The sequence below is a fragment of the Vibrio sp. 1580 genome, from assembly GCF_033340055.1.
The window spans coordinates 91,958-118,120 of record NZ_JAWOVT010000010.1 but is presented as its reverse complement, the minus strand read 5'-3'; the positions used below and the strand labels follow the sequence as shown (position 1 = coordinate 118,120).

At 43.9% G+C, this 26,163-nt stretch carries 29 protein-coding genes; 17 read left to right on the top strand and 12 right to left on the bottom strand.

Annotation, left to right across the window (positions count from 1 at the left end):
* Positions 1-47 precede the first annotated feature (47 nt).
* The 6 genes from R7093_RS16805 (at position 48) to R7093_RS16780 (ending at position 5,022) form a co-directional block, all read left to right on the top strand.
* A complete protein-coding gene (locus tag R7093_RS16805) occupies positions 48-866 on the top strand; it encodes a substrate-binding domain-containing protein (protein ID WP_005389522.1) in 819 nt (272 codons plus the stop codon).
* 6 nt (positions 867-872) lie between these two features.
* A complete protein-coding gene (locus R7093_RS16800; protein ID WP_005389524.1) occupies positions 873-1,571 on the top strand; it encodes an ABC transporter permease in 699 nt (232 codons plus the stop codon).
* Positions 1,572-1,621: 50 nt separating this feature from the next.
* Entirely contained in the window at positions 1,622-2,341 is a 720-nt protein-coding gene (locus tag R7093_RS16795; RefSeq protein ID WP_025766658.1) for an energy-coupling factor ABC transporter ATP-binding protein, read from the top strand.
* Positions 2,319-2,906 (top strand): molybdenum cofactor guanylyltransferase MobA, encoded by a 588-nt coding sequence (mobA, locus tag R7093_RS16790; RefSeq protein WP_005377572.1) that lies wholly within the window; start codon positions 2,319-2,321, stop codon positions 2,904-2,906. Before R7093_RS16795 ends, mobA begins: the two co-directional genes overlap by 23 nt.
* A complete protein-coding gene (locus tag R7093_RS16785; RefSeq protein WP_318146746.1) occupies positions 2,903-4,681 on the top strand; it encodes a bifunctional molybdopterin-guanine dinucleotide biosynthesis adaptor protein MobB/molybdopterin molybdotransferase MoeA in 1,779 nt (592 codons plus the stop codon). The genes mobA and R7093_RS16785 overlap by 4 nt, the downstream gene beginning before the upstream one ends.
* A 74-nt stretch (positions 4,682-4,755) precedes the next feature.
* Entirely contained in the window at positions 4,756-5,022 is a 267-nt protein-coding gene (locus R7093_RS16780) for a DUF2960 domain-containing protein (RefSeq protein ID WP_005377584.1), read from the top strand.
* Positions 5,023-5,241: 219 nt separating this feature from the next.
* On the opposite strand, the gene nagK is transcribed toward R7093_RS16780, so the two are convergent.
* Together nagK and R7093_RS16770 are read right to left on the bottom strand one after the other, a co-directional pair.
* Positions 5,242-6,150 carry an N-acetylglucosamine kinase gene (nagK, locus tag R7093_RS16775; RefSeq protein ID WP_005377586.1) on the bottom strand — a complete coding sequence of 303 codons (909 nt, stop codon included), beginning with the start codon at positions 6,148-6,150 and terminating at the stop codon, positions 5,242-5,244.
* 175 nt (positions 6,151-6,325) lie between these two features.
* On the bottom strand, positions 6,326-7,075 hold the full coding sequence (locus R7093_RS16770; RefSeq protein WP_005389532.1) for a tRNA-uridine aminocarboxypropyltransferase: 750 nt from the start codon (positions 7,073-7,075) through the stop codon (positions 6,326-6,328).
* A 140-nt stretch (positions 7,076-7,215) separates the two neighbouring features.
* Between R7093_RS16770 and R7093_RS16765 the strand changes: the two genes are divergently transcribed.
* Positions 7,216-8,031, top strand: a complete 816-nt coding sequence (locus R7093_RS16765) for a sterol desaturase family protein (RefSeq protein WP_033905359.1) — start codon at positions 7,216-7,218, stop codon at positions 8,029-8,031.
* A gap of 104 nt (positions 8,032-8,135) precedes the next feature.
* Here the strand turns inward: R7093_RS16765 and R7093_RS16760 are convergent, their stop codons facing one another.
* The 5 genes from R7093_RS16760 to R7093_RS16740 form a co-directional block, all read right to left on the bottom strand.
* Positions 8,136-8,354, bottom strand: coding sequence for a hypothetical protein (locus R7093_RS16760; RefSeq protein ID WP_033905267.1), 219 nt, complete (start codon positions 8,352-8,354; stop codon positions 8,136-8,138).
* 48 nt (positions 8,355-8,402) lie between these two features.
* Entirely contained in the window at positions 8,403-8,783 is a 381-nt protein-coding gene (locus tag R7093_RS16755) for a hypothetical protein (protein ID WP_033905266.1), read from the bottom strand.
* Positions 8,784-8,994: 211 nt separating this feature from the next.
* Positions 8,995-9,408 (bottom strand): NUDIX hydrolase, encoded by a 414-nt coding sequence (locus tag R7093_RS16750; RefSeq protein WP_033905265.1) that lies wholly within the window; start codon positions 9,406-9,408, stop codon positions 8,995-8,997.
* Positions 9,398-9,817, bottom strand: a complete 420-nt coding sequence (locus R7093_RS16745) for an NUDIX domain-containing protein (RefSeq protein WP_033905264.1) — start codon at positions 9,815-9,817, stop codon at positions 9,398-9,400. Before R7093_RS16745 ends, R7093_RS16750 begins: the two co-directional genes overlap by 11 nt.
* 207 nt (positions 9,818-10,024) lie before the next feature.
* Complete coding sequence (locus tag R7093_RS16740; protein ID WP_005389543.1) at positions 10,025-12,043, bottom strand: methyl-accepting chemotaxis protein; 2,019 nt, start codon at positions 12,041-12,043, stop codon at positions 10,025-10,027.
* 134 nt (positions 12,044-12,177) lie between these two features.
* Here R7093_RS16740 and R7093_RS16735 point away from each other — a divergent pair, with 134 nt between their 5' ends.
* Positions 12,178-12,672 carry an NlpC/P60 family protein gene (locus tag R7093_RS16735; protein WP_025998640.1) on the top strand — a complete coding sequence of 165 codons (495 nt, stop codon included), beginning with the start codon at positions 12,178-12,180 and terminating at the stop codon, positions 12,670-12,672.
* Between the two features lie 45 nt (positions 12,673-12,717).
* Here the strand turns inward: R7093_RS16735 and R7093_RS16730 are convergent, their stop codons facing one another.
* The 3 genes from R7093_RS16730 to R7093_RS16720 form a co-directional block, all read right to left on the bottom strand.
* Positions 12,718-13,062 carry a DUF3802 family protein gene (locus R7093_RS16730; protein ID WP_169630891.1) on the bottom strand — a complete coding sequence of 115 codons (345 nt, stop codon included), beginning with the start codon at positions 13,060-13,062 and terminating at the stop codon, positions 12,718-12,720.
* 190 nt (positions 13,063-13,252) lie between these two features.
* Positions 13,253-14,215, bottom strand: a complete 963-nt coding sequence (locus tag R7093_RS16725) for a GGDEF domain-containing protein (protein WP_047102261.1) — start codon at positions 14,213-14,215, stop codon at positions 13,253-13,255.
* Positions 14,215-15,189: a response regulator gene (locus R7093_RS16720; RefSeq protein WP_021033872.1), complete on the bottom strand. Its 975-nt coding sequence runs from the start codon at positions 15,187-15,189 to the stop codon at positions 14,215-14,217. Before R7093_RS16720 ends, R7093_RS16725 begins: the two co-directional genes overlap by 1 nt.
* A gap of 224 nt (positions 15,190-15,413) precedes the next feature.
* On the opposite strand from R7093_RS16720, the gene R7093_RS16715 reads away from it, so the two are divergent.
* Positions 15,414-16,280 (top strand): fructosamine kinase family protein, encoded by an 867-nt coding sequence (locus R7093_RS16715; RefSeq protein ID WP_318146745.1) that lies wholly within the window; start codon positions 15,414-15,416, stop codon positions 16,278-16,280.
* Between the two features lie 253 nt (positions 16,281-16,533).
* Positions 16,534-16,728, top strand: a complete 195-nt coding sequence (locus tag R7093_RS16710; RefSeq protein ID WP_047102257.1) for a CPXCG motif-containing cysteine-rich protein — start codon at positions 16,534-16,536, stop codon at positions 16,726-16,728.
* Positions 16,729-16,803: 75 nt separating this feature from the next.
* Here R7093_RS16710 and R7093_RS16705 read toward each other — a convergent pair whose 3' ends face one another.
* Entirely contained in the window at positions 16,804-17,415 is a 612-nt protein-coding gene (locus R7093_RS16705; protein WP_005377625.1) for a riboflavin synthase, read from the bottom strand.
* Between the two features lie 392 nt (positions 17,416-17,807).
* Here R7093_RS16705 and R7093_RS16700 point away from each other — a divergent pair, with 392 nt between their 5' ends.
* Together R7093_RS16700 and R7093_RS16695 are read left to right on the top strand one after the other, a co-directional pair.
* Positions 17,808-19,178 carry an MATE family efflux transporter gene (locus tag R7093_RS16700; protein WP_005377626.1) on the top strand — a complete coding sequence of 457 codons (1,371 nt, stop codon included), beginning with the start codon at positions 17,808-17,810 and terminating at the stop codon, positions 19,176-19,178.
* Positions 19,179-19,312: 134 nt separating this feature from the next.
* On the top strand, positions 19,313-20,311 hold the full coding sequence (locus R7093_RS16695; protein WP_047102254.1) for a DUF3080 domain-containing protein: 999 nt from the start codon (positions 19,313-19,315) through the stop codon (positions 20,309-20,311).
* Positions 20,312-20,326: 15 nt separating this feature from the next.
* On the opposite strand, the gene R7093_RS16690 is transcribed toward R7093_RS16695, so the two are convergent.
* The gene (locus R7093_RS16690) at positions 20,327-21,172 is read right to left on the bottom strand and encodes a DNA ligase (RefSeq protein WP_017634928.1); all 846 of its coding nucleotides are present in this window, start codon (positions 21,170-21,172) and stop codon (positions 20,327-20,329) included.
* Positions 21,173-21,595: 423 nt separating this feature from the next.
* Between R7093_RS16690 and R7093_RS16685 the strand changes: the two genes are divergently transcribed.
* From R7093_RS16685 to R7093_RS16665, 5 genes are read left to right on the top strand one after another with little or no spacing between them, the layout of a single operon-like run.
* A complete protein-coding gene (locus R7093_RS16685; RefSeq protein ID WP_017634929.1) occupies positions 21,596-21,916 on the top strand; it encodes an STAS domain-containing protein in 321 nt (106 codons plus the stop codon).
* A 26-nt stretch (positions 21,917-21,942) separates the two neighbouring features.
* Positions 21,943-22,809 carry an OmpA family protein gene (locus R7093_RS16680; protein ID WP_033905260.1) on the top strand — a complete coding sequence of 289 codons (867 nt, stop codon included), beginning with the start codon at positions 21,943-21,945 and terminating at the stop codon, positions 22,807-22,809.
* A complete protein-coding gene (locus R7093_RS16675) occupies positions 22,806-24,908 on the top strand; it encodes an SLBB domain-containing protein (protein WP_033905259.1) in 2,103 nt (700 codons plus the stop codon). Before R7093_RS16680 ends, R7093_RS16675 begins: the two co-directional genes overlap by 4 nt.
* Positions 24,908-25,594, top strand: a complete 687-nt coding sequence (locus R7093_RS16670; protein ID WP_005377635.1) for an AAA family ATPase — start codon at positions 24,908-24,910, stop codon at positions 25,592-25,594. The genes R7093_RS16675 and R7093_RS16670 overlap by 1 nt, the downstream gene beginning before the upstream one ends.
* A gap of 11 nt (positions 25,595-25,605) precedes the next feature.
* A complete protein-coding gene (locus tag R7093_RS16665; RefSeq protein WP_005377636.1) occupies positions 25,606-25,986 on the top strand; it encodes an Hpt domain-containing protein in 381 nt (126 codons plus the stop codon).
* The last annotated feature ends 177 nt before the right edge of the window (positions 25,987-26,163 follow it).

Below are 26,163 nucleotides of genomic sequence, written 5' to 3'. Positions count from 1 at the left end.
AAAACCTGGAGAGATTCCAAAGAATCATTGGAAAGGAACACATAAAAATGAAAAAAATTGCGCTAACTCTGGCTGCAACGTCAATCACGCTTGTAAGTTACTCTGCGTTTTCTGCTCAAGACGGAGAACACGTTCGCCTTGCAACCACAACCAGTACTTACCATTCAGGTTTACTTGATTACCTGCTTCCACAATTTGAAAAAGACACGGGCTACAAAGTCGATGTTATTGCTGCAGGTACTGGTAAAGCCTTAAAAATGGGCGAAAACGGTGACGTAGATTTGGTGATGACACATGCACCAAAAGCTGAAGGCGCATTTGTTGAGAAAGGCTACGGCGTTTTACCTCGCAAGCTAATGTACAACGACTTTGTGATTGTAGGCCCGAAAGCTGACCCAGCAACAATCAAAAATGACGAAGGCGTGTTAGATGTATTCAAAGAGATCGCAAACAAAAACGCAACGTTCATCTCTCGCGGCGATGATTCTGGTACACACAAAAAAGAAATGGGCTTCTGGGCTCAAACTAAAATCGAACCGAACTTTGGTGGCTACCGTAGCGTAGGTCAAGGTATGGGCCCAACTCTAAACATGGCGTCTGAAATGCAAGGCTACACCATGACGGATCGCGGCACATGGCTGGCTTACCAAAACAAATTGGATCTAGAAATTCTGTTCCAAGGCGATGAAAAACTGTTTAACCCGTACCAAGTTATTCTTGTTAACCCTGAGCGTTACCCAACGATTAACTACCAAGGTGCGAAGGCATTCAGTGATTGGTTGGTAAACCCTCGCGGACAGGAACTTATCAATGGTTTCCGCCTAAACGGTAAACAACTGTTTGTTGCGAATGCTGAGAGCAAATAACGCAATATGAATCTTGCTGATACAACACTGGAAGCGCTTCGCTTACTGGTGAATTTTGATGCAGACCTATGGGAGATCGTTGCGGTCTCCTTTAGTGTTTCTATCACGGCAATATCCCTAGTGGTATTGCCGGCTATTTTGATGTCCTTTGTACTGGCGTATACCGACTTTCGCGGTAAATGGTTTTTGTTGTCGATCGTAAATACGCTGCAAGCGGTCCCTACCGTGGTGATTGGCCTGTTGCTGTACATGTTGCTGTCGCGTGCTGGCCCTTGGGGAGACTGGCAAATGCTGTTCACTCAGAAGGCAATGATCTTCGGCCAAATGGTGATCTGCTTCCCTGTTTTGGTATCGATGATGCATGGTGCATTACAATCTAGCGACCGTCGTGCAGTGGAAACTGCCATCACGCTGGGCGTCTCCATTCCGCGCTTGGCAGCTACGATGATTTGGGAAACCCGCTTTCCTCTACTTGCGGCTATCATTGCAGGGTTTTCACGTATCGTGACCGAGGTGGGCTGCTCAATGATGGTTGGTGGGAACATTATGGGCGTGACGCGAAATATTCCCACGGCTATCGCAATGGAAAGCAGTAAAGGTGCTTTTGCGCAAGGAGTTGCATTAGGAATTGTATTACTATCTTTAGCGTTGGCTCTAAACTTCTTCTTATCAAGCATGAGAGGCAAAGGCTACCTCAGAACATAGAACATGAAGCAAACAAACGACTCACCATTAACCCCATGTCGAGGCGAATTATGACTATAAAAATCACCGCCGAACAGTTATCCATGCGCTTTAAAGAGCGTGTGCTTTTCCACATCCCTGAGTTAGCCATCGGCCCAAATGATGCCATTTATCTCAAGGGTGACAATGGTGTGGGCAAAACTACCCTACTCAAAATCCTTGCTGGCTTGCTCAAACCCTCTACTGGTGATGTTGTTGCGCCAAAAGATACGTGGCTAAAAAGACTGACGCGTCGCAATGGTCGTGTCGATGTGATTTATCTCCACCAATCCCCTTACCTTTTTGACGGCACTGTATATGAAAACGTAGTCTATGGAGTGAAATATCAACAAGACACGCAAAAAGATAAGCGAGCTCAAGTTATTCACGCGCTGCGCATGGTAGGTTTAGAAACCTTAGCGGACGAACATATTTCCGTGTTGTCCGGCGGTGAAAAACAGCGCGTTGCCATGGCAAGGGCTTGGATCTTAAAACCGTCGATTTTGTTGATGGATGAGCCAAGTGCGTCTTTAGACCAAGAATCCATTGAACGATTGGTGGTGATGGCGAAAGATCTTTTGGATCGTGGTTCCAGTATCGTGGTGACAAGCCATCAGGCCAACGCACTGACCGACTTATGTAAAAAACAGTGGTGGATTAAAGACAAGACTTTGATAGAGTCTCCTCTGTTGTATGTCATACCAAAAGAAACATCCCAAGAGAATGCATATGCTTCAACCAACACAAACTAGTTGGGTCATTTTGGCTGGTGGCCAAGCCAGCCGTATGGGTGGAAAAGATAAAGGTCTGATTGAGTTAAATCAGAAGCCACTCATCGAGCACGTTATTGAACGTTTATCTCCACAAACTCCACGCATTTTAATTAATGCCAACCGAAACCAAGATGCGTACAGCAAATTTGGTTTCGTATTTAGTGATCAATTCAAAGATTTCCCTGGGCCTATGGGCGGTATTCACGCGGGTTTGATGCATGCTGAAACTGACTGGGTCGGATTTGTACCTTGCGATAGCCCACAAATCAACACCGACCTTGTCGAGCGTTTCTGCCAGTTCGTCAAAGAAGACAGCGATATTTTGGTCGCGCATGATGGTGACCATCAGCAACCTGTTTTTACGCTCTACCACAAGCGCGTACTGCCAAAACTCACCGCATTTTTAGAACGTGGCGACCGCAAAATCATTCTACTCTACAAAGAGTGCAATACCAGTTACGTTGACTTTAGCGACTCACCAAACTGTTTCGTCAACTTGAACACTCCGGAAGAACTGGCGCAATTTGGACAATTAGAATCATGAAACACACGCTAAACATTCCTATTCTTGGTTTTGCGGCTTATTCAGGCACAGGCAAAACCACACTACTTGAAGCTCTATTGCCAAAGCTAACTGAAGCGGGCCTGCGCATTGGCATGCTAAAACATGCTCATCACAACTTCGATGTCGATAAGCCGGGTAAAGACAGCTACCGTTTACGCAAAGCTGGCGCATCTCAAATGCTGATTGCTTCTCGCAACCGTTTTGCGTTAATGACAGAAACGCCAGAAGCCGAAGCGGAGTTTGAATACCTATTAACACGTTTTGATGAAGACATGCTTGATGTGGTTTTGGTCGAAGGCTGCAAAAACATCGCGTTTCCTAAAATCGAATTGCACCGTGAAGAAGTCGGCAAGCCTTGGCTTTATCCAAACGATGAAAACATCATCGCTATCGCTTCAAACACTGCGGGGTTAGATTCTGAGCTCCCTCAAATGAACATCAATGATTTGGATGCCATCGCTCAATTTGTTCTTCAATACGTTCAAGATGCAAAAGCACCAAAATCTAAAGAGAAAGACGCCGCATGTTGCGACACTCTTTCTCCAGCTTTCCTTTCTGTGGTTCAAGGCCAAGAGAAAATCCTTTCTTTGGTGAACACGGTTTCGGAAATAGAAGCATGCAAGATTGAAAATGCTTACGGGCGCGTTCTTGCGGAACATATCGTTTCACCAGTAAATGTGCCGCAATACACCAACTCCGCGATGGACGGTTATGCCATCCGCAGTGATGATGTTGAGCGCGATAGCTACCAAGTGGTTGCTGAAGTGATGGCGGGCCATGCTTACGATCAACCTCTGGACGTTGGTCAAGCGGTGAAGATCATGACTGGCGCACCAACACCACGTAACGGCGACACAGTGGTCATGCGTGAGCAAGCCTCTCAAGAAGGTGACAAGGTCACCTTTAACGGTGCGAATATCAAAGCAGGCCAAAACGTTCGTCAAGCAGGTGAAGATCTCGCTATCGGCAGTGACGTCTTTACCGCAGGCACTCGCCTAGCCTCTCCAGAAATGGGCATGATCGCTTCGCTTGGTTTTGGTGAAGCGAATGTGTTCCGCAAAGTGAAAGTTGCCGTGTTCTCCACCGGTGACGAAGTACAAGCGCCGGGAACAGAGCAAAAAGCGAATTCTATCTACGATTCCAACCGTTTTACCATCATGGGCATGCTTGAAAAGCTCGGCTGCGAGATCTTGGACTTCGGTATTCTGGAAGACAACAAACAGTTAATGATTGAAGCGTTGGAAAACGCATCGGCGCAAGCGGACGTGGTTATGACTTCTGGTGGCGTATCTGTTGGTGATGCGGATTACATCAAACTTGCCTTGGATAAACTTGGTCAAATAGATTTTTGGCGAATCAACATGCGTCCGGGACGTCCATTAGCGTTTGGTCAAATCAACAACAAGCCGTTCTTTGGTCTGCCGGGCAACCCTGTGGCAGTGATGGTTTCATTCATCAACTTTGTTGAGCCTGCACTGCGTAAGATGCAAGGCGAACAAGGCTGGAAGCCTCTGAAAGTGAATGCCATCGCGACTGAGAATCTTCGCTCTCGCCAAGGTCGTACCGAGTTTAGCCGTGGCGTCTATGAGCTGGATGAAACTGGCCGTTTAACCGTTCGTACAACAGGCAAGCAAGGCTCTGGTATTTTACGCTCAATGAGTGAGGCGAACTGTTTGATCGAAATCTCCCCAGCTATTGATACAGTAAAAGCGGGAGAAAGCGTGACAATTATCCCACTTCAAGGCAGAATCTAGCTCAAACTAGAAATTCAAAGGTCAGCGAGTCTGGCCTTTTTGTTTAATACAGAAACCTTTTCAGAGAGACAGCTATGGCTCGCACCATTCTTTACACTTACAAAGACCAAGACAAAGAACTGACGTTCTCATACCAGCAGCACCGCAACATTCAAGAAGCAGTTGCAGAAGCCGAAGGTATCGATATCACTGAGTTCCTAAAGATGGAGCAACAAATCGAAGCAGTGTCTGACACTAAAGCGGTGCGAAACTACCGCGACAACTACTTCAGAAAATTAGGCTTTAGCAAAATCACCCTAGCTCAAAAAGAAAACCTGGGCGTAGGCAAAAAGAACAAATAAGCTTAGCTGCAAACAGAAAACTCACGATTCGTCGTGAGTTTTTTATGCATGCTACTTTTGTTCATGATCCATACCCGAGCATACCGAAATTACTTAGGTATATGAGTTACTTGGGTATACAAGTTACTTCGGTATATAAGTAAAAGCCCCGTTTAACCTTGAAAGTCTAAACGGGGCTTTAAATTTCTTCTTACTTTATATCGAGTAAGGTTTAAGTCATTACTTGATGTTTAAGAACGCAGCGCCGCGTACACCACCTGAATCACCGTGTTTTGCTTTGATGATCTTAGGACACTTAGCCACAGACAATAAGTGTTTAGGGATGCGTTTTGGCATCTCTTCGTAAATCAATTCGAAGTTAGATAAGCCGCCACCAAGTACAACGGTGTGTGGGTCTGTTGCAGTAAACAGGTTTGCAAAGCAGATCGCTAGCAGCTCCATAAAGCGCTCGACGTGCTCTACTGCTTTCTCTTCACCCTCTGCGTGCGCTTTAATAATGTCGATCGCTTTCTTCTCTTCGCCGTAGTAATGCGCGTAAAGAAGCTCGAAACCACGACCAGATAGGTAACTATCTAAACAGCCTTTGTTGCCACAGCCACAGCCAAGTAATGGTGCGTTTTCGCCCAGGTGGAACCATGCGTCGATAGGAAGACGTGTATGACCCACCTCACCCGCTACGTGGTTGCGGCCAGAGAATACTTTGCCTTCGTAGATAAAGCCGCCACCAAAACCAGTACCAAGGATCAAACCTAGTACAGATGGTTCATCTTGAAGATCTTCATCCCAGGCTTCAGAAAGCGCGAAACAGTTTGCATCGTTTTCAATTTTTACGCTGCGACCGATTTTAGCTTCTAGATCAGCACGAAGTGGTTTGCCTTTTGCCGCAGGAACGTTAACTGTTAGTACCGTTGCATCATCGGCGTCTTCCATACCTGGTAGGCCAAGACCAATCGTACCTTCGCAGCCAAACTCTGTATCGTATTTATTCACCAATTCCGCAATGGTATCAACCAGCAGCTCGTAGTTGTCTGTTGGTGTAGGTACACGTTCCGTCGCTACACGCTCAAGCTTCTCGTTAAATGCACCAAATTCAATTTTAGTGCCACCGACATCAAAGCCGTAATACATGTATTTCTCTCCTAAAAAATGCTTCAAACGACTCTCAAAAATGGCTAGAGTCAAAAGTATAAACTGATGGCATTATCCATATCTGTACGCCTGCAAACCGTGACCGAATGCAGATTTATCCCCTCACCGAAGCCAGTTGAACAACATACCATCAACAAAAGCTCATTCCTTAGAGTCAGCTCTCGGTTTTCATCCACTCTTTGAAACGTTTCAAGTGTGGCTGGTTAGGGTCGCTTTTGACTCGAGTCTTGCTCAGCATGTAAGTTTCTCTGAAGGCTTCAAACCACAATTGAAGGCATTCCGCAGCTTTAGGCTCACCAGCTTGTTTTAAAACTAATGTCGCGACTTCGGCGGTTGAAAGATGCTGATCATTCTCGGAGCGGCGCATGATGTATTCAGACAGAGATTCCGGCTCAATGGAAAGCACAGGCAAAGATTTAAGAAAATCAGAACGACGGAATATCTTTCGTGCCTCACGCCAGCTACCATCAATAAAGATCAGCAACCATTTTTTGTTCTCGACATCTTCTTTTACCAATCGCCCTGGCTCTAGATCTTCAATTAAACGAGAGGGATCATCCACATAGTCTGCAGGAAATACAATCACCGGTTGGTAACTGTCATCCTGTAGTAGCGCTAGCATCTCTTCAGACGGTTCTGTTCGGTTCCATTGATACACGTAAGTCTCTTGAATCGTATCAGCGATTAGACGACCGGTATTACTTGGCTTAAATACTTCGTTTTCAGAAACAATCAACATACATGCAATATTAGCCTTAATGTTTGGCTGAAGGTCGCACAAACAGTGTTGCTCAGAAACCTGGCAATATTGGCAACGAACCACTTTACATCCACGCGCGTTGAAAGGCTTGGTTGAGATAGATTGTCGGTACTGATATAAACGGTGGAAAGCGTGAATTCTCATGGTAAGTAATGCCAAGTAAAAAGTAGAGCGCGATTCTACTGATATTATGGTTTCGCCTCAAGATAAGCCCATCAGCAGTGTGTTGAAATAATTTCACACTTATCTCGGTCATAGATAAAGAAATAAATAAGGGAATGACAGTGACAGAAACGACATTTCAAGAACCCTCATGGCTCAGATTAGGCTTTTTCCTTGGCGTATTATTGCTTTGTGCCATTTGGGAGAACAAATTGCCTAGAAAAACACTGACCGCTTCGCGCAGGTTTCGCTGGGTCAATAACTTGTCATTGGTTGCTTTTAACAGCCTAGTTATTGCTTTAATCATGCCTATCGCCGCCTTTCAAGCTGCGGTCATAGCTCAGGAGCAACAATGGGGGCTGCTGAATATTCTGTCCCTCCCCGATTGGTTAAACATTTTCCTAATCGTCATTTTGCTTGATTTCGTCATTTACGCTCAGCATGTTGTCTTTCATCATGTAAAACCGCTGTGGAAGATTCACCGAATGCATCACGCCGATCTCGACATAGACGTCACTACAGGCGCACGCTTTCATCCCTTCGAAATAATCATTTCAATGGGAGTAAAAATTGCAGCCGTGTTTATCTTAGGTGTTTCACCTATCGGAATTGTGGTATTTGAAATTGTGCTTAATGCGAGCGCGATGTTTAATCACAGTAATGCAAAACTGGCTTTATCCATAGACCAAAAACTGCGAAACGTCATCGTTACACCAGACATGCATCGCGTGCACCATTCAGTGATAGTAAAAGAGACCCACTCAAACTTTGGTTTTTTCCTTTCAGTTTGGGACCGCTTTTTTGGGACATACCGAGCTCAGCCTAAGTTGGGTCATGATGATGTTGTTATTGGTGTGCCGGAAATTAGAGACGAAGAAGAGCAAAGATTAGATAAGCTTTTAACGCAGCCCTTTCGCTACAATAAAGAGAAGAAGTAATGGTTGAAAAAAATATTGTTGGATGAAGTATGTCAACAAAACGAATAGACCAAGCCTAAACCCCTGTTAAACACTACTTCATCCTCATGATGTGTAAGAACAGATTAGTTTTCTGCTAGCTGACGCTTTTTGTTTAACTGAGTAATACCAACAAATAAACCAACAACACCAAGCACTGCACATGCCAAAGCATTGGTGTTCATTACTTGCTGTACCTCTATTGAGCTGTATAGAAAAGCAAGGCTGAAGAAAGTGGTGGCAAAGCTCAAACCTGTCAGTACGCTGAAACCAGCAAAACTGGCCAAGTCTTTAAAATCGTTCATAACGAGTCCCTGTTTACAATCCTTAATCGAGTGTTGTGAAAATAATAATTAACGAAATATTTTGCGCGATTGACTATGTTTTCGCGCATTCCATAACCAGATAGATACCCCAAATGAGAACCCTAAAAACAGTGTCTTCATTTGTAGGGCGACGTTGTTATCTAATATTTCTAATGTATAGTGAGCGTGGGAACTAAAGATAACATTGGTTATAAGAATCAATAACATAACGACTAGGCCAGAGCGGCGATGCTTGACCAATAGATACGCTGCTAATAAGTCCAATAGTCCCAAAGCGCTCCAATACATATTCAACCAGCGTGGCGCAAAATCGTAAGGTAAAAAGCCACCAACAATGTTGTCATAAAGATGAACCACTCCGCCAACTGTCATAAAAAGGCATAAGAGAAACACGACGAATTTATCCATTACCGTTTCCTTATCTGAATGAATGAGCAAAGCATATAGAAGTCACTTAAACATTTGTAATCTCATCGCCATTTTTGAGATCGACAGTGCCATTATCAACACGATGAGAACAGTAACGGCTACTCTACCTTCTTTATTTGCTTCTAGTAGAAGCATAGTGTTTGCTTTGGCGTTTCGCCCAAATCCGCCAATGCAATGACAGAATCCTCCTTTAAATCACGCCTTGGTCTATCAGTTTTCGAACTTTTTCCAGTCCGTGCTGAAAAACAGTATGCGCCTGTGAGGAAATATCGCTCCCTATATCGTGCCAAAAAAACGCAAAATCATGTCCGCCATCGTCTTGTGTATGAAACAGCCATGAATTAGCGAGGCCAGCACACTCACACAAAACAAAATGCCATACTTGATTTTGAAAGCCACTGTCCCATGAGCATAAATATCGTGCGGAACGAACATGTGTGATACCAGACTCCTCAGCGAGCTCCCGCTTGGCTGCTATGATGTAACTTTCATCAAACACTTCAACAGTGCCCTTGACGAGCTGAACACCCGCCAACGGATGTTTAAAAAGTAGGATCTCTTGATTTTGATTACGTAGAACAACGGGGCAAACTTTATCGATCACAAAACCACTCCTTATGCTTCAAGCAAAAGGCTTTAGCTTTCTCTGGATATAAAGAAATCGAGTGAAGTTGCTCTACACGCACCCACTTCAAATGGTACTGATTAACATCTGATTTTCTGATTTGCTCTGGCCCACTCCCAAGTTTCACTTTTAAGTTCCCTACATAAGAAAGAAAATAGGTTTCTAAGCGACCTTGATTTTCGAGTTCCAAAACTTTCTTAACCGAGCCAAGTTCTATTGAGGTTTCTTCCAGCGCTTCTCTTTTAGCAGCTTCAAAAGGTTTCTCACCTGCTTCAACACTGCCGCCAGGGAAAACCCAATACTGTCTGTCGTTTCGAACGCGGTGGATAAGCAAAAGCTCTTGGTGATGATTAACTAGTATGAGGCTGGCTCTTTGTGATAACTGCATGATTCGTTCCTTTGAATTCTGGCGACATTCTAGTCAACGAGTCCCTCGAACAAAGCATTAACATCACGTTGTGATAACTAAACCCTTTAGAAATGAACGAGATGAGATGTAACTCACTCTTGCAATGCAAATAGGAGCCATTGAATGGGTAGCCGTAACAAAAAAGCAGAACCGAGGTTCTGCTTTTAGTCGGTGGAAACATCTCATTTACTTGGTCTGATGAAGCTCATACTTGTGCAGCATTGCTTGCTGGTGCCCGGCAATTTCCGCCACTTGCTCAGAACTCTCAACCATAGACTCAAGCTGCAGCTTTGTGCGTTCGCCAAGATCAGAAATATGCGTGATGGATTGAGATACATCTGCCGTCGCTCGTTCTTGTTCTTCTGTAGCAACTGAGATTTGCTCAACACGTTCTTGAATGTGCTTAACCGCGAGGTTGATATCAGAAAATGTCGATTTCACTTCATTGCTGGACTGTAGCGCGTGGGTCATTTCTTCTCTTGAATCATTAACTGCTTGGCGCGAACGCTCTGCGGCAGTAATAAGCTCGCTCATCATTTCTCGGATGTTCGTAGTTTGTTGAGAGGTATCACTTGCAAGTTTGCGAACTTCATCAGCGACAACCGCAAATCCACGCCCTTGCTCACCAGCACGGGCAGCCTCTATTGCTGCGTTGAGAGCAAGTAAGTTGGTGTTGTCCGCGATCCCACTGATCATATCGACCATTTCACGAATCTGTTTTACACGCTGGTCTAGCTCTAACATTGACTGTTCATTTACATCCAAAGAGCTTTCTAATGACTCCAAACGTTCGCGGTTTTGTTCCACGACTTGAACCCCTTTTTCAGTGTGCTGGGTTGCAAGGAGCGAGTCCTGTGAAGATGCATTTGTCACCATTGCTATTTCACGAATAGAGGCTTCAAGCTGCGTTATGGTCGTGATCATACTAGACAACGCTTCATTTTGTGTTGCCAACCCATCACTTGTTTGTTCGGCTGCACTGTGACTTACTTCTGCCGTCTGATAAAGCGTTTCACAATTGCGCGTCACCGTTTGAATGGAGTCGTGTGTGGAATCGATTACTTGATTCAACTTTCGTGCTACTTCTTTCAGCTCATAAGGGCCGACTTCTTCTGCCTTGTCACGAAAATCATGTTCGGTAAGTGCTGAAAGACGCGTTAGTACATTCCTTAACCCTCGGTTTGTCCATGACTTGAGACTAAACCAAGTAACCAGAATAATAAAAGAAATCACACACGCCGCAAACACGAGCACAACGCTCACCGATTCAATGGTCTCGTTGACCACCCGCTCTTTTTCATCGATCAACTGACCAGCGGTTTGGGAGATTTGATCAAGTAACCGCATGGTTTCATCCGCAAGCATCGAAGCCTGTTTAAACTCTGAACGTTGCAATTCCCCTTGTTCTAGTTTGGCGAGGATCAAACGCAGCACGCCCTTTTCACTAAAGCCTTGTTTCACCATCTCATATGGTGCGGTTAAGCTTGCATATTCACTTACTTCAGGATGAAAAGATTGGAAGTCTTCATAGGCGAGTTTAATACCTGCTATGCGATTTCGCATTTCTCGGTATTCTTTTTCGGCTTTGTTTAATTCTGAGTGCATCATCATGACTAAGAACGTACTTTCCATTGAGCTTGCAGAAGCAATGAAACGGTTAGCGGCATCGCTCGACTCAGGATTATCAGCACTAAGGAATGAACTGATTCGATTCATTTCCGGACCGATAGAGCTAAGCCCATAGCGAAAACCACCAACAGCGGCATCAATATCCATTTGAATTTGTATCACCGAAGATTGCTTCAACAAAATGGACTGCGTGATGTTATGTAAACGCGCTAGTTTGGTGTCTAACTCCTCCGAGAGTTGCTGAGCTACACCAGACGCTTCCACAACCAAAGTCGTGCTTTGAGTTGCAAGAGAGTCGATTTGCTCTTTTATGAGAGGCAACTCTTTCGGCTCAGTAATCTGCATACCATGGTTGAGTAGCTTAACCATCTCCAATACATTCCTGGTTAACTTTGCGTTTGCCATCGCGATTGGTAACGCTTTTTGCGACAAGTCTTCAAATTGTTCCCCTACCTGTTCCATTCCTTTGAAACTTGAGACAGAAAGGGCTATAACAAGAGCAATGATAGTTAAAAATGTTGCACTGACAGCCTGAATCAGTGAAAGTGATGTGCGTGAGCGTTTTCGCTTTGCCATAATCAATTTTTATTCTTTCTTAAGGTTGAATCGGTTCTGCAGTGATTCCGTCACATTTGTGAGACAAAACCGTGATTTGCAGCCCATACTATGGATTGGTTATGACACTAATATTTCAGTTGTGAGTCATAGAGATGACAGGTGGTGATTTGCGTCGAGTATATTTTCCTTTGATAATCAGTGTGCTACTAAGCGCCTGCTCTTCTGGGCCTGAGCCTAGTGAGCAAGCACAGGTGACAACACCTACAAATCAGCTATTGTCGGACAACCCAGACTTGTTCGACTTTTACACAGAGTGGCACGGCACGCCTTATCGCTTAGGCGGGACACAGAAATCTGGAATTGATTGCTCAGCATTTGTACAAAAAGCGTTTATTGAGGCTTATCAGCTCTCGTTACCAAGGACAACGAAGCAGCAATCAAAGCAAGGTGTGGAGTTAAGTTGGACGGATGCCAAGCAAGGGGATCTAGTGTTTTTTAAAACAAGACGAACAACTTATCATGTCGGAATTTACTTGGGTAACAAGCAGTTCATGCATGCATCGACGTCTAGAGGTGTGATTATTTCAAGAATCGACAACCCATACTGGGCATCTAAGTTTTGGCAAATAAGAAGAGTTACAATGTAACTCCTCTCACTCTTTAACCGGACATTGCTGTAAGTTAAAACAATATCAGTCGTAAGTCGCAACAGCATTATCGAACAGATTTTTGACCAGAGCGATGTATTCATCAAGGAACGTGATCTGTTCATTGGTCGCTTTTTTATGCCATACCCCAGCCAATATCTCACCAAGATCTTCAACAACTACATCAGCCTCTTTCAACAATTTGAAGCGTACGCTCGAGTGAAGTTCTGGATTTTGCTCAAAAATCGCCATGATGTTTGAAGCCACCATATCGGTGACAACATCTTCGATGCTTTCGGATCCAGTGTCGCCAATTTCGGTCGTAAAAATATCTAGATTTAGAGACAAGTGCTCGATAAGAGCGAGATATCCATCGGTTTCTAAAACCACTGTTTTTCTCCGTTTATTGCAAGCCTTCGAAGCTGAAAGCAGAATAGTTTCAATAGTAAGACATGCCGAGAAAATTTCATTAACTTATTTCATATTAACAAACATTCACGAACCAACTGGATGATTTTCAAACAATTGAGCTTTGCTTCACTGAATTCGGATACAGGGTTTCTTCAAACCTTTTTATATTTCAGTCATTTTCATGCAAACAGGTTTGGTTACGACCATTTTCTTTTGCACGATACAGCGCAGCATCGGCACTCTTTAACCATTGAGTGTGAGTTTCAAAATAAGGCTTATACTCGCAAACACCAATACTTATCGTGTAATTAATCAAAAAATCTTCCACTTTCACGATCTCTTGCTCAATTCTTTTGCGCAAACGCTCTGCGAAATAGCAAGCTTGCTCCTGGTTTGTGTGAGGAAGTAGTACCGTAAACTCTTCACCACCAAAACGACCGCAGATGTCACTGCTTCTTGCTGTTTTTCTCAACAAGGCAGAGGTTCGACGAATGACTTCGTCCCCTGTCGGGTGACCATAAGTATCATTCACCTTCTTAAAGTGGTCGATATCGAATATTACTAATGAGCATGGTCCGTCGATAACTTTTAAGTGAGCAAACTCATCTTTCAATGATTGCTCCCAATAAGCGCGATTAAATAAACCTGTTAAACCATCTTTGCGACTGATTTCCGACAAATGTTGATTTGTTTCTTTCAAATGAATGCGATTTCTCGCAGTTTCAGAAACATCATTGACTTGAATCGCTATGTGGCTGACCTCTCCTGAAAGCCCAATTAACGGCGTGATCACGATATCTTGATACATAAAATCACTGCTGTTTGAAACCGGAGAAAAATTGTTGAACTTAAAAAGGTACGGTCGGTTTTCCCAGCTAGAAAAAGAACGAGTTTCCAGATCGGCGGCAGCTTTTATCTTGGTTTCTAGCCAAGTTCTTGGCAGCTCTTTGAAATGCTCAAATAAACATTCACCAAGAATTTCTTGTGATAGAATGCCACTGTATGACTGCATAAAACTGTTCCACACACACACTTTATACTCTTGATCCAAAACAATAAGCCCTGAATCCATCGTATCGAGAATTTGTGTGACCCAATGAAAGTCTGCTATGTCCAGCGTGATATCGGACATTAGATTAGCTCCATGATTTCATAGATTATTTCTACGGATGGCTTATCAATTAAAAACAGTACCTCGCACTCGAAATCGAGCGCTTCTGCCATGTAGGTGTATTCGATAGTAAAGAGCTCACCCAACTCGCCTTGCTCTTCACAATAAGGTGTTAAGGTATCCACAATGCCTGGCTGACGAAGTGAGAACTGCTTGTCGAGTTGATCGCCCAATGATGTGAGAAATGACGAAACCAGTAGGTTAGAGATATTCAAGATGATTTCATTATGAGGCGTAAACTCAAGGAGGTAACCTAATTTTTCCCCAATCTGATTGATATCCCTACCACGTAAGCACACCAGTGCCTCTCCGTGAATACCACCACCGACAAACCTCTGCGCTACCGCAACGGAACTGTCACGCCCAACCACATCAACCAGTGTCATATGAAGCTCGCCGTAGGACAAAGGTCCAACATGAGGAACAGGAAGTTGGATGAACTCATGTAAATGGTCGGCCATAATCGCAGCCCCTTTACCAAGGGCAATGTTCGCAATTTCACGGAATTTGGCTAGTAAGGAAAGCTCTTCGCAACCCTGGTTTTTAGAATCAACCGAATGACTAGGTTTGAACGCATAATGCAGCCCTAATTGTTCGTATAGTGGGAGCACCTGCTCTTCTGTCAGAGGCTTAGCGATAAAAGCTTGAGCACCAAGATCGAGACAGCGCTGTTTTGCCTCTTGTTGAACATCTCCAGAAATAATGACGATTTTGGTCGGGTACTGACTAACAGGTAATGATTCGAGGACCTCAAAACCATCCATTATGGGCATCGTTAAATCGAGAAACAAAATATCGATATTTTGCTCAGCAAGAATATTAAGCGCCTCATAACCATCTTGCGCTTCAATAAGATGCAATGATGTATCTTGTACGATAGAACGCGCAATAAGCTTTCTTGCAACAGCTGAGTCATCACATATCAGTATTTTCATGCCACCAATGGAACTAACGTCAAAAAAATCATAATACCTGTTGTAAACGTTCATCTCCATATGCTAAGCCAACAAATCAGAGGCTTATAAGCGATTTGATTCACATTTATACAAATTGACTACACTAAGAGGAAGGTTTCTTTACTAAGTATGCTCAACATAGCGCCAACTCCCTGCTATTTATCCTAAACTATTGGTGGTCAAATAGATTCGCGAGGTTTTGTATGTGGCAAGCAATATCGCAACAGCTTTCTGATACTTTATTGTTCGATTACCAGATCACGGAAAAAGTAAGGCTGTCTGGTGGGGATATCAGTGAAAGCTACATGATCAATGATGGCGAGCAACGTTATTTTGTGAAAATTAACGATCGCGAGTTTTTGTCTAAATTTGAGGTAGAAGCTGAAAGCCTGCATCTTTTGCGTGAAACATCCACCCTATTTGTACCTGAGGTGGTATTGGTTGGTAAAACCAAAAATGCCTCATTCCTAATTCTTAACTACCTTCCAACGAAACCATTAGAAGATGGTCCCAACAGCTTTAAATTTGGGCAGCAATTAGCTCACCTACACCAGTGGGGCGAGCAAAAAGAGTTTGGTTTTGATACCGACAACTATCTCGGTTCGACTCTACAGCCCAACAAATGGCACAAGAAATGGTGTGTATTCTTTACTGAGCAACGCATAGGATGGCAATTACAGCTCCTTAAAGAAAAAGGCGTCACCTTGGTTGATATCGATGACTTTATCGACGTCGTAAAACAGCGGCTAGCAAACCATGCTCCGGAACCTTCTTTGTTGCATGGCGATTTATGGAATGGAAATGCGGCACTCACTGCATTCGGTCCTATCTGTTACGATCCTGCATGCTATTGGGGGGACAGGGAGTGTGATATTGCGATGACAGAGCTTTTTGGTGGATTTCAACCAGAATTTTATCAAGGCTACGAATCGGTTATACCACTTTCTTCAAGCTATGAAGAGCGTAAAGATATCTATAACCTTTACCATGTTCTCAACCATTGTAATTTGTTTGGCGGCCATTACTTGGAACAGGCTCAACTGGTTATTAATAAAATCATTTCTTATTAATTTGGAAGCCACTGCATATTTCAAGATGTAAAATCTCGAGGCACATCACTACAGAAAATCACCCTAAGCTCAAGGTTGAGTTTGGGGTCAAGTTTTGTACTTATTTCGACTCAATTAGCAACAACTCGACCTAATATCAAAGGAGACTTAACTTTGGATTGTGCCTATTTTCCTTGTAGGCAAAGTAAGTAAAGGGCTGTACTTCCTTGATGAATAGTGTGTTTAAAAGCCCTGCGAGATTAGGAGTTGTTGTATGAAAAATTATACCGAAAGGTATGTAAAGTGCCCGCATTGCGGACATTCTATCAGCATTACATTAGATGCAAGTAATGGTGACCAAGAATTTTATGATGATTGCCCAGCTTGTTGCCACGCTATCCACCTAAATATGCGAGTGGATGAGCTACAAGACAAGGTCGAACTATTTATCGATGACAATTACGAATAGCAGCTCGAGCATGTGAACATCAGAAATATAAAAACGCTTAAATGAAAAAGGAGCACTCGGCTCCTTTTTCTCATTCTAAAGCTGTTTTGCTGCAAGAACGCGCTCAACAGTATCAACAATTGCTTGAGTCTGAGGATCAAACTCAATATTAACACGCTCCCCTACTTGTCTCACTCCGAAAAGCGTTCGCTGCAAGGTTTCTGGAATTAGGTGTACCGAAAAACGACACGCTTCAACTTCACCAATAGTTAGCGAGCAGCCATCCAAACCAATGTAACCTTTCGCTAATACATATTTCATTGATTCTTGCGGCAGTTGGAACCAAATCGTGCGGTTATTGGGCGTATCGATGATATCGACAATATCTGCCGTTAAACTAATATGACCAGACATGCTATGCCCGCCTATTTCGTCACCAAACTTAGCCGCGCGCTCAATGTTTACGCTATCCCCTTCCACCAGCCGACCTAAATTAGTAAGAGCCAATGTCGCTTGCATTAAATCAAAACTGATAAGGTTGCCTTCGATCTTAGTCACAGTTAGACAACATCCGTTGTGTGCAACGGATGCACCAATTTCTAACCCTTTACAAAGTTCATCGCTTAACTCGACAACGTGCGTTTGAAAGCGTTCTTTTTTATCAATTTTAACGACCTTCGCCGTACCCTGAACTATTCCTGTAAACATTTCTTTTTACCTATTGATTTAATACCAACTGTAGTCGAAGACTAAGCCCTAAACACTGCGCTACAGGTCGGAAATAAAGACCGCAGACGATAAAGCCATGGCTTAATGAACACTGGTTTGTTCTCATGCATGCTTCAACATTACCATGATTCGCTGCTGTTCTCAGTAAAAGCGTATCCTTAGCGTGGAGAGCGTCCAGTCAGTGTTATCGACTATTCGCTACCTAGCTATGGAATATGAACATACAATTGTTTATCATTTGCGCGGAGTTTCTCCGAGGCATTTTTTCACCTTATCGTGACTAAAATCAACCATCAGATCCGTTCACCACATCTTTTGCCCTCGAGTACTCTCATTCTTTCAACTTATTGTTCCGCTCTGGAGTATTTTTCGTGCATCGCTATAAAGAAGAAGCATCAAGTCTTATCAAATTGGCGACCCCGGTATTGATCGCATCTGTCGCTCAAACTGGTATGGGGTTTGTTGATACCGTAATGGCTGGCGGCGTTAGCGCCACCGACATGGCTGCGGTTTCTGTCGCTTCAAGTATTTGGCTACCATCCATTTTGTTTGGGGTGGGTTTATTAATGGCATTGGTCCCTGTTGTCGCACAGTTAAATGGCTCTGGTCGTCGAGTGAAAATCCCGTTTGAAATTCAGCAAGGCGTCGTTTTGGCATTGCTGATCAGTGTGCCGATAATTGCAGTCCTGCTTCAAACCCAGTTTATTCTCGGGCTGATGGATGTTGAAGCACTGATGGCTGAAAAAACGGTGGGATACATTCATGCCGTTATATTAGCAGTACCCGCTTTTTTACTTTTCCAAACGCTTAGAAGCTTTACGGATGGTATGTCATTGACGAAACCGGCAATGGTTATTGGCTTTATCGGTTTGCTGCTCAACATTCCTCTAAACTGGATTTTCGTGTACGGCAAGTTTGGTGCACCTGAATTAGGCGGTGTTGGCTGTGGTGTCGCAACCACGATTGTTTACTGGGTCATGTTTGCCATGCTATTGCTGTATGTGATGACATCAGAGCGATTGAAAAGCATCAACCTATTTGGAGAATGGCATCGCCCACAATGGAAAGCGCAAGTTCGTCTATTCAAGCTCGGCTTTCCTGTTGCAGCAGCGCTGTTTTTTGAAGTGACACTGTTTGCTGTTGTTGCACTGCTCGTTTCACCACTGGGTCCTATCATTGTGGCAGCGCATCAAGTCGCGATTAACTTCTCCTCGTTGGTATTTATGCTACCAATGAGTATTGGTGCAGCAGTAAGCATTCGTGTCGGCCATCGACTTGGTGAAGAAAACGTAGATGGCGCGCGCGTAGCGTCACGAGTCGGCATTATGGTTGGTCTAGCTTTGTCCGTTCTCACAGCGATTTTAACCGTCTTGTCTCGTGAGTGGATCGCCGAGCTTTACACTAGCAACCCAGAGGTAATCACTCTAGCGATGCACCTGCTCGTGTTTGCCGCTGTTTATCAATGTACGGATGCGGTTCAAGTGATCGCAGCTGGTGCATTACGCGGCTATAAAGACATGCGAGCTATCTTCAACCGTACTTTTATTGCTTATTGGATTCTTGGGCTGCCAATTGGTTACGTCCTTGGCCGTACAGACTGGATTGTCGAGCCAATGGGAGCACAAGGCTTCTGGCTTGGTTTTATCATCGGCCTATCTTCAGCGGCCTTTATGTTAGGCGTCAGAATGCGTTGGATGCATCGCCAAGAGCCAGAAGTGCAATTGAACTTTTCAGTTCAATAAAAAGTAAAAAAAGCCAGCATCCGCTGGCTTTTTTGATCGAATAATCACACGGTTGAGTATACTTATAACAAGATTACAAAGCGGTTGATTTTGCTCTCTAGACAACGGATACGAAGTTAGAAAAAAGGATATTTGTGCGGTCTATTTTATTGTTCTTAATCTTGATTCTTAATGGTTGTGATAACTGGTTCAATCCAGAGAACGCCATGTTTGATAAGTATCATCAACGTGTAGCCAATGTATTGGACGTTCCTGCTATTCCAATAACACTACAGTCTACGGTAACGATTCCTGCGAAACGCGTTTTGTTCGAGCCATTGCCAAGGCTATCTATTGGCCTGCTAGAGAGCTATCAATTACGACAGTGCGGACTCTTTAATTTACTTGCCGAGAAAAACTCACAACTTGGCAAGGTGCAGGATGCCTTTCATGATTTTGATTATCAAACTGCCCTTTTAAGAGTCATGAATCGATGTTTATCCGAATTTCCACTTAGCGATGAAGAACGCGCGACATTGGCAGAGCTTTACGCAACCAAGTGGCAACATTTAGACATTCATCTCGACAACTTACTACTCGTAAGTGACGCCATGCAAAAGCAACTAACTGCCTCTGATTGGCTATCTCAAAATACGACGAATGATATTGCACGCATTAACGATGTCTATCGTATTTTCAGCGAAATGTATGATTTACCCCACCGCGCCGTCTCACGTCTACCCGATGTAGAAGTTACGCAATATCAAGAAGAGTTAGAGAAATCTCGTTTACTCGGACGACTTTACTATTCAATGGTAAATACATCCCTTTGGTTAAAAGCGACAACTCAGCTACTTGAGCAGAACCAGAGCAATGTATTGTGCGGGCCGAACAGAGACACCACTCAGTTCCGCTACTTAAGAAATGTCTTTCAATCCATTTACGTTGAAGAAGTGCAACCTTATTTGGCTTATTTAGACAGTACCTATCAACAACTTAATGATGGTGCCACTTTGGTGGAGAACCGTATGCAACTCCATGGTCACCAGTATGGCATAATTGAGGCACATAGGACATTTAGGCAAGAAACCCTAAACCACGTTCAGTTTTGGCAGGGTCTCTTCAAACGATGTGGCGTAACCGTTGGCAACTAGTAAGTGCAGAGCGTTCTATTCCTTCAACCTTTCACGCAAGAATCGAGCAAAACGCGGTTTACCAGTATGTGTAAAACCGTTATATCTAAATGTAATGGTTGAACCAATTTTCGGAGGCTGGCGACGCACTTCATCGGTAAATCCGCTACCGATGTAAAACTCAATGCCATTTGGTAAGCGAACTAACATTGCTCCCATCATACCTAATAAGCGCCCTGTTCCTGGCTTATAACCCACAACTAACGCTTCATCATCTGCGTATCGTTTTAGTTTAAGCAAATCACTACCGCGTCCAGCCTGATAGCGGCTTGATACCTTCCGCAACATCACCCCTTCACCGTCGGATATTGAAATTTTATCCAACTGTGTAAACAGATGAGCTTCATTTTGAATCGCTCGGTGCTCGACATATTTGATATGAGGCTGGTCGACTTCAAGCACTAAATCTTTGATGTTGTAATAACGCTTCCGATAATCACCAGCGGAATATGGCATATCAAAGATCATAAAGTCGATGTGTCGCCAAGCAGACTCTACAGGAGTTTTATCTAATACCGTTTGCTGAACAAGATGGAAGTTACCTCTCCCAGCCCAAAGTTCACCGTCCAACGGATAATCAGGCAAAGGTCCTGTAAACCAGTCTGGGGCGTAGATTCGATTACCATTTCTCGTCACGAGATGTTGCCCAGTCCAATAAGCGCGAACACCATCAAGTTTTTCGCTATACCAATATTCAGACACATCAATGCCATCCTGATAGCTTTGTGCAAGAGAAACTGGTGGTGCGAGAGACGTATCCGCTTGAGGCTGTGAAGACGCTGCCATAACAGCCAGCGCAATTAATGTCATTTTTAATGGCATAAGAAGACCTTGTACAAAAAATCGCCTTTATTGAAACGTAAGTCCTCTCGATGACCTATTTATTACTAGTTATTCTTCGACTCATAACAATCAACATTAGTAATAATTTGCAAAGATAATCATAAACTTTAGACAGGTTTTGCATTTAGTCGTTACACATTATTCTCGTATGGCGGATGGTTCGTCAATCGAGTTGGAATCTAATCATGACGTGCCTCCCCCGGTCTAACGACTTCTTTCGGCTCAAAACCTCTTATAAGCAAACCATTTCTCTGTGCGTTTTTGATTCTCAATTTGAGAATCAGTCCTTTCTCAAATTGAACAATATCATTAACAATATTTAACTATTTGATTTTTAATTAATTTCAAATTGGCACGTTACCTGCTCTATATCCAATTAGAAAAACAAACGGAGACAGAGTCATGGAATTACGCAAACTAGAAATCAATCAAGACAAGTTAGCCATTGAGTTTTTTGGTGACTTAGACGCAAGTGGCTGTCGACAAGCACAACATCACATTGATGAAGTAATTCACAACAATCATCACAAAGAAGTCGAAATTAACCTACAGCACGTCCAATTTCTTGATTCTTCAGGGATTGGTGCCATTGTTTACTTATATAAGCGTCTAGTTGAACGTGAAAGAAGCATGAGTATTGAAAACGTATCAGGCCAACCTTTAGAAATCATGAGCTTGCTTCGTATCAACCATGCCATTCCCGTTAACTCAAAAGGACACTAAAAATACCGGTTTAAACGGAGGTTGGCATGGTAAATCTTTTACGACGATATGCAGTAAGCGGTCTTGTTGTCGGCATGTTTGGTTGTTCGTCGTTTGACTACCCAGAACACGGGAAAGGTGGCTTGGCGGAAAGCTATCAAGATATCTCGATCGAGAATTATCAGTTTTCCCCAGTGATGCCTGACGAGCCTTTAGGTCCAGAACATGGGTTAAGGTTTGATTGGCAACTGACCAAGTTACATCTAGACGCACTAATCCAAGAGGGCGCGCGCTGGTGTTTTCCTGCGGCAGTTGTTCAGGCCCTTGAAAAACAAAATAGAATTGCGCGCGAGTTAGAAGGTGGGCTTTTACTCGACGCTGCTAACGACCTTGTGATTCAGCGTCGACGCTTAAACCAGCTCGAACAACAACTCGACTACGTACTGAGCCAAACCACTTGCACACCGCCCGATGATATTGAAGCTCTACGTAGCGACCTAAACATAGTCTCGGATATCTATGCACTACTTAATATCGACAACCAGTTTGCTGTCGATTCAGCAGAAATCAACCCGAAGTACATGGGACATTTGGCAGAAGCAGCCTACATTTTACGTGACCACCCCAACCTATCTCTTGTAGTAACGGGGCATGCGGATGCAACTGGAACACCCGATTACAACCAGAAACTTGCTCAAGCGCGTGCGGAACAAGTAAAGCGTTACCTAACCGTATTTGGTATCACTTCAGAGAGAGTCACTACCAAATCTGTCGGAGATAACCTGCCACTCTATGAAGGTGAAACATCCGCCGTGCGTTTAACTAATCGTCGAGTAAGCATCGAGGTTATTAGCCCTAATTCAGATAGCGATAGCTCAATAAACCGCAACCCAACGGCAGGAGGCGCGCTATGAACACGATGAAACCATTTATCCTCTTAATGTTGTTGTGTCTGGTCGCGTGGGTACCTTCTTCCATAGCGGATGAGAGCAATACTGTTAAGGTCGGTGATTTAATACAGATTAACTTACCTGGAGAGGCGTCGTTAAACCAAGGGTTTCAGGTTGATCGTCGTGGACGAATTAATTTACCAGAAGTCGGCCCTGTATTAGTGGCCGGCTACAATGAAAAACAACTCCAAGACGTGATTATCGACAGGCTAAAGACCGTGTATCGTGACGTTAACAACGCTCGAGTTTTTATTAAACAGCAACAGTTGTTAGTGTCCGTTCAAGGCTACGTGGTCAAACCCGGTGAATATACCTTACCTTCTGGGTCCAACATTCAAATGTTTGTGTACGAAGCTGGCGGCCTGCGCGCTGGGGCTCAGCTTGATAAAATGATCGTGAAACGTGGAAATAAAAACATTGAATTTGACTACAAACGCTTCCTTGATACGGGTGACAATAGCCAACTGCCAAAACTAGAATCACTGGATGTCTTATTTGTCCCCGCTTCCCCACTCGTAGGGAATATTGAGCAAGAGTTTGATGCAGCAAAACTCGCGAATTCAGGTGACAGCGCAGATTCCGCTCGTGCAATCAAAGTCTTTGGTGAAGTCAACGCACCTGGCTCGTTCTCATACAAGCCAAACACCACGCTAGTTGATGTCGTAATGCGAGCTGGCGGCGTGACACGATATGCCAGTGTTGAGCAAATTCGCGTGATAACAAACAATAACCCAACCATGTTTAACCTGAAAAAGTACCTTGATACTGGAGACCAAAGCCTACTGCCGGAGATCCTGCCAGGTGCCACCATCTTTGTCCCAAAACAGGAAGAAGAAATCAAAGCAGGTGCAAATGTGGTTTACGTGATGGGTGAAGTCGCCCATCCTGGGGCATACGAAGGCAAGCAAGGCGCTAGCTTCATGGATATCCTCGCCAACGCTGGCGGGCCCACTCGCTACGCAGAATCTCGCCAAATTCGCGTTATAAAATCCGATGGCAAAGTCATCAAATTCGATCTTACCGCGCATACAGAAGGACTATCTTCAGCCAGACCACCAAATGTTGGACCAGGAGACGCGATTTTCGTGCCGGAGAAAACCGATTTCAATGAGAAGTCTTGGTTAAAAGTAGCACCTAGTCGAGCGGTCGCAGTGATGGGAGAAGTTGTTCGCCCTGGACGCATCGAGTGGTCAGACGAAATGGATTTGATTGATCTGCTTGCACACGTTGGAGGCCCAACTCGACGAGCTGATACCACCAAAATTGAAGTCGCCAATAACGGTCAAATGACACAATTTGACTTAGACCAATACATTCTGGATGGCTCACCAACATCAAGCCTACCTCAAGTTTCCGCTGGTACAGTCGTAAGGGTACATGCATTGCCTGACGACCCATCCGATAATAAATCGCAATGGGTAAGCCAAAGCTCTGACGCATCGATATACGTTTTCGGGCAAATCAATGCACCTGGGCGCTATCGTTTCACTGAAGATATGCATTTTCTGGATATTTTGTCTGCCGCCGATGGACCGACAATGGATGCAGATATTCACAACATCCGTGTCACACACCGAGGCCTAGGTTATGCCAAAGTGAGTAAATTGAATTTATCGATGTACTTTGAAACAGGTGATGAATCAATTCTGCCCCACGTTCGTCCTGGTGATACCATTTACATTCCAGAAAAAAACAAAAACTGGTTAGATCGTTCAAAAGAGTCCACGGTACGCGTATTAGGTGAAGTAAGAGACCCAGGGCGATACGTATTCAATGACAACATGACTGTGCTTGATCTGTTAGCGGAAGCAGGAGGACCAACTGACAATGCCTACCTTGAAAAGATCAGTGTGGTCAATATGTCTTGCTGCCAGGGCCAAGCCCGAACATTTGATTTGGTGAACTTTAGTAAAACAGCCAACATTTATGAGCTGCCAGTCATTCGCGCAGGCGACACGATTTACATTCCCCATAAAGACGAAAGCTTTGTTGAAAAAGCGAGGGCCGGATTAAGAGATATTTTACAAATCACCACAACCATCGTGTTAATAGGAGCGTTGTAATGACTATTCCTGCAACTCACGCTGAGATTGAACAAATTTATCTTCAGAGTGAACAGAAAGGCCACAAAACGATTTGTGTTGTGGGTTGTAAATCTGAAGATGGTGTCACTTCCGTGGCTTCATCTCTTGCAGAGCGCTTGGTTTTAGCAGGCCACAATACTTTGTATGTAGACCTCAACTTATTCAAACCCGCTTATCACACTGTTCACGAATTTGATGATGACGAGAAGGTTGGCCATTTGATCACACGAGAGAATACACATCAAACTTTAGTCGGCCTCCCAGCTCCATCTCTCGCCAGTACTCAGTTAGCGTACCGAGACCCAACAACGCTGAAACAAAACATTGCACAATGGTTAACGCAGTACGAGCGCGTCGTGATAGATACATCACCACTTCTTAGTGTCAACCGAAGCAATATTGCGCCTCAAGTGATTGCTGGCGTATGTGATGCTACTTTGTTAGTAGCGCATTATGGCTCTACGACTGCAACCCAGCTCGAGCAAGCCAAAAAGCTACTCGATGCTAGCGATGCGAACTTGATTGGTTCTGTACTGAACATGAAGCACACTCCAAGCCTGAAAGATGAGTTAATCCGCCAAGTTTCCAAGCTGCGTTTCTTACCAAAAAAGTGGAAAGAAAAACTGTCTCAGCAAATTAAAAAAAGCGAACTGTTTATGTTATAGGGAGCGCTATTATGACGATAAATAACACATTGACTATCGAGCAAGAATTAGTGGATGAGCATATTCTTCAGCAAATGATCAAAGATACGTGCGCCGAAATCATCCCTACCTTGATTGATCACTATGTCGAAGAGTCACGCGATCGCATGGAGAAAATAGAGCAAGCATTAAGCACAAAAGACCTTCAAACATTAGAGTTCGAGGTTCACACACTGGGCAGTTCTGCTCTCGCTCTAGGCAATCGAACGCTTTCAAGACAAGCAAGAATGATTGAGAAGTACTGTGTCGAAGGAAAAATACCAAAAGCATTGGAGCTTTGTGAAACACTTCCTCAACTCGCCAATGAATCGTTTGATGCGTTAGAAAAGCGAAAAGCTCAAGGGTTTGAGTAGTATCAGTGTCTTACTCCCTAGCGAAGCATCGCGTTTGATAAAGCGCGATGCCGACATCATCTCAGAAATTTAGGCTCCAAATTCAGTCACCCTCGCCAAGCCACACACCTTGAAATTATTTGGGTATAACTTAATCAATTAAAAAGTATGGATTTTTCGCAAATTTCCTACCTTGTG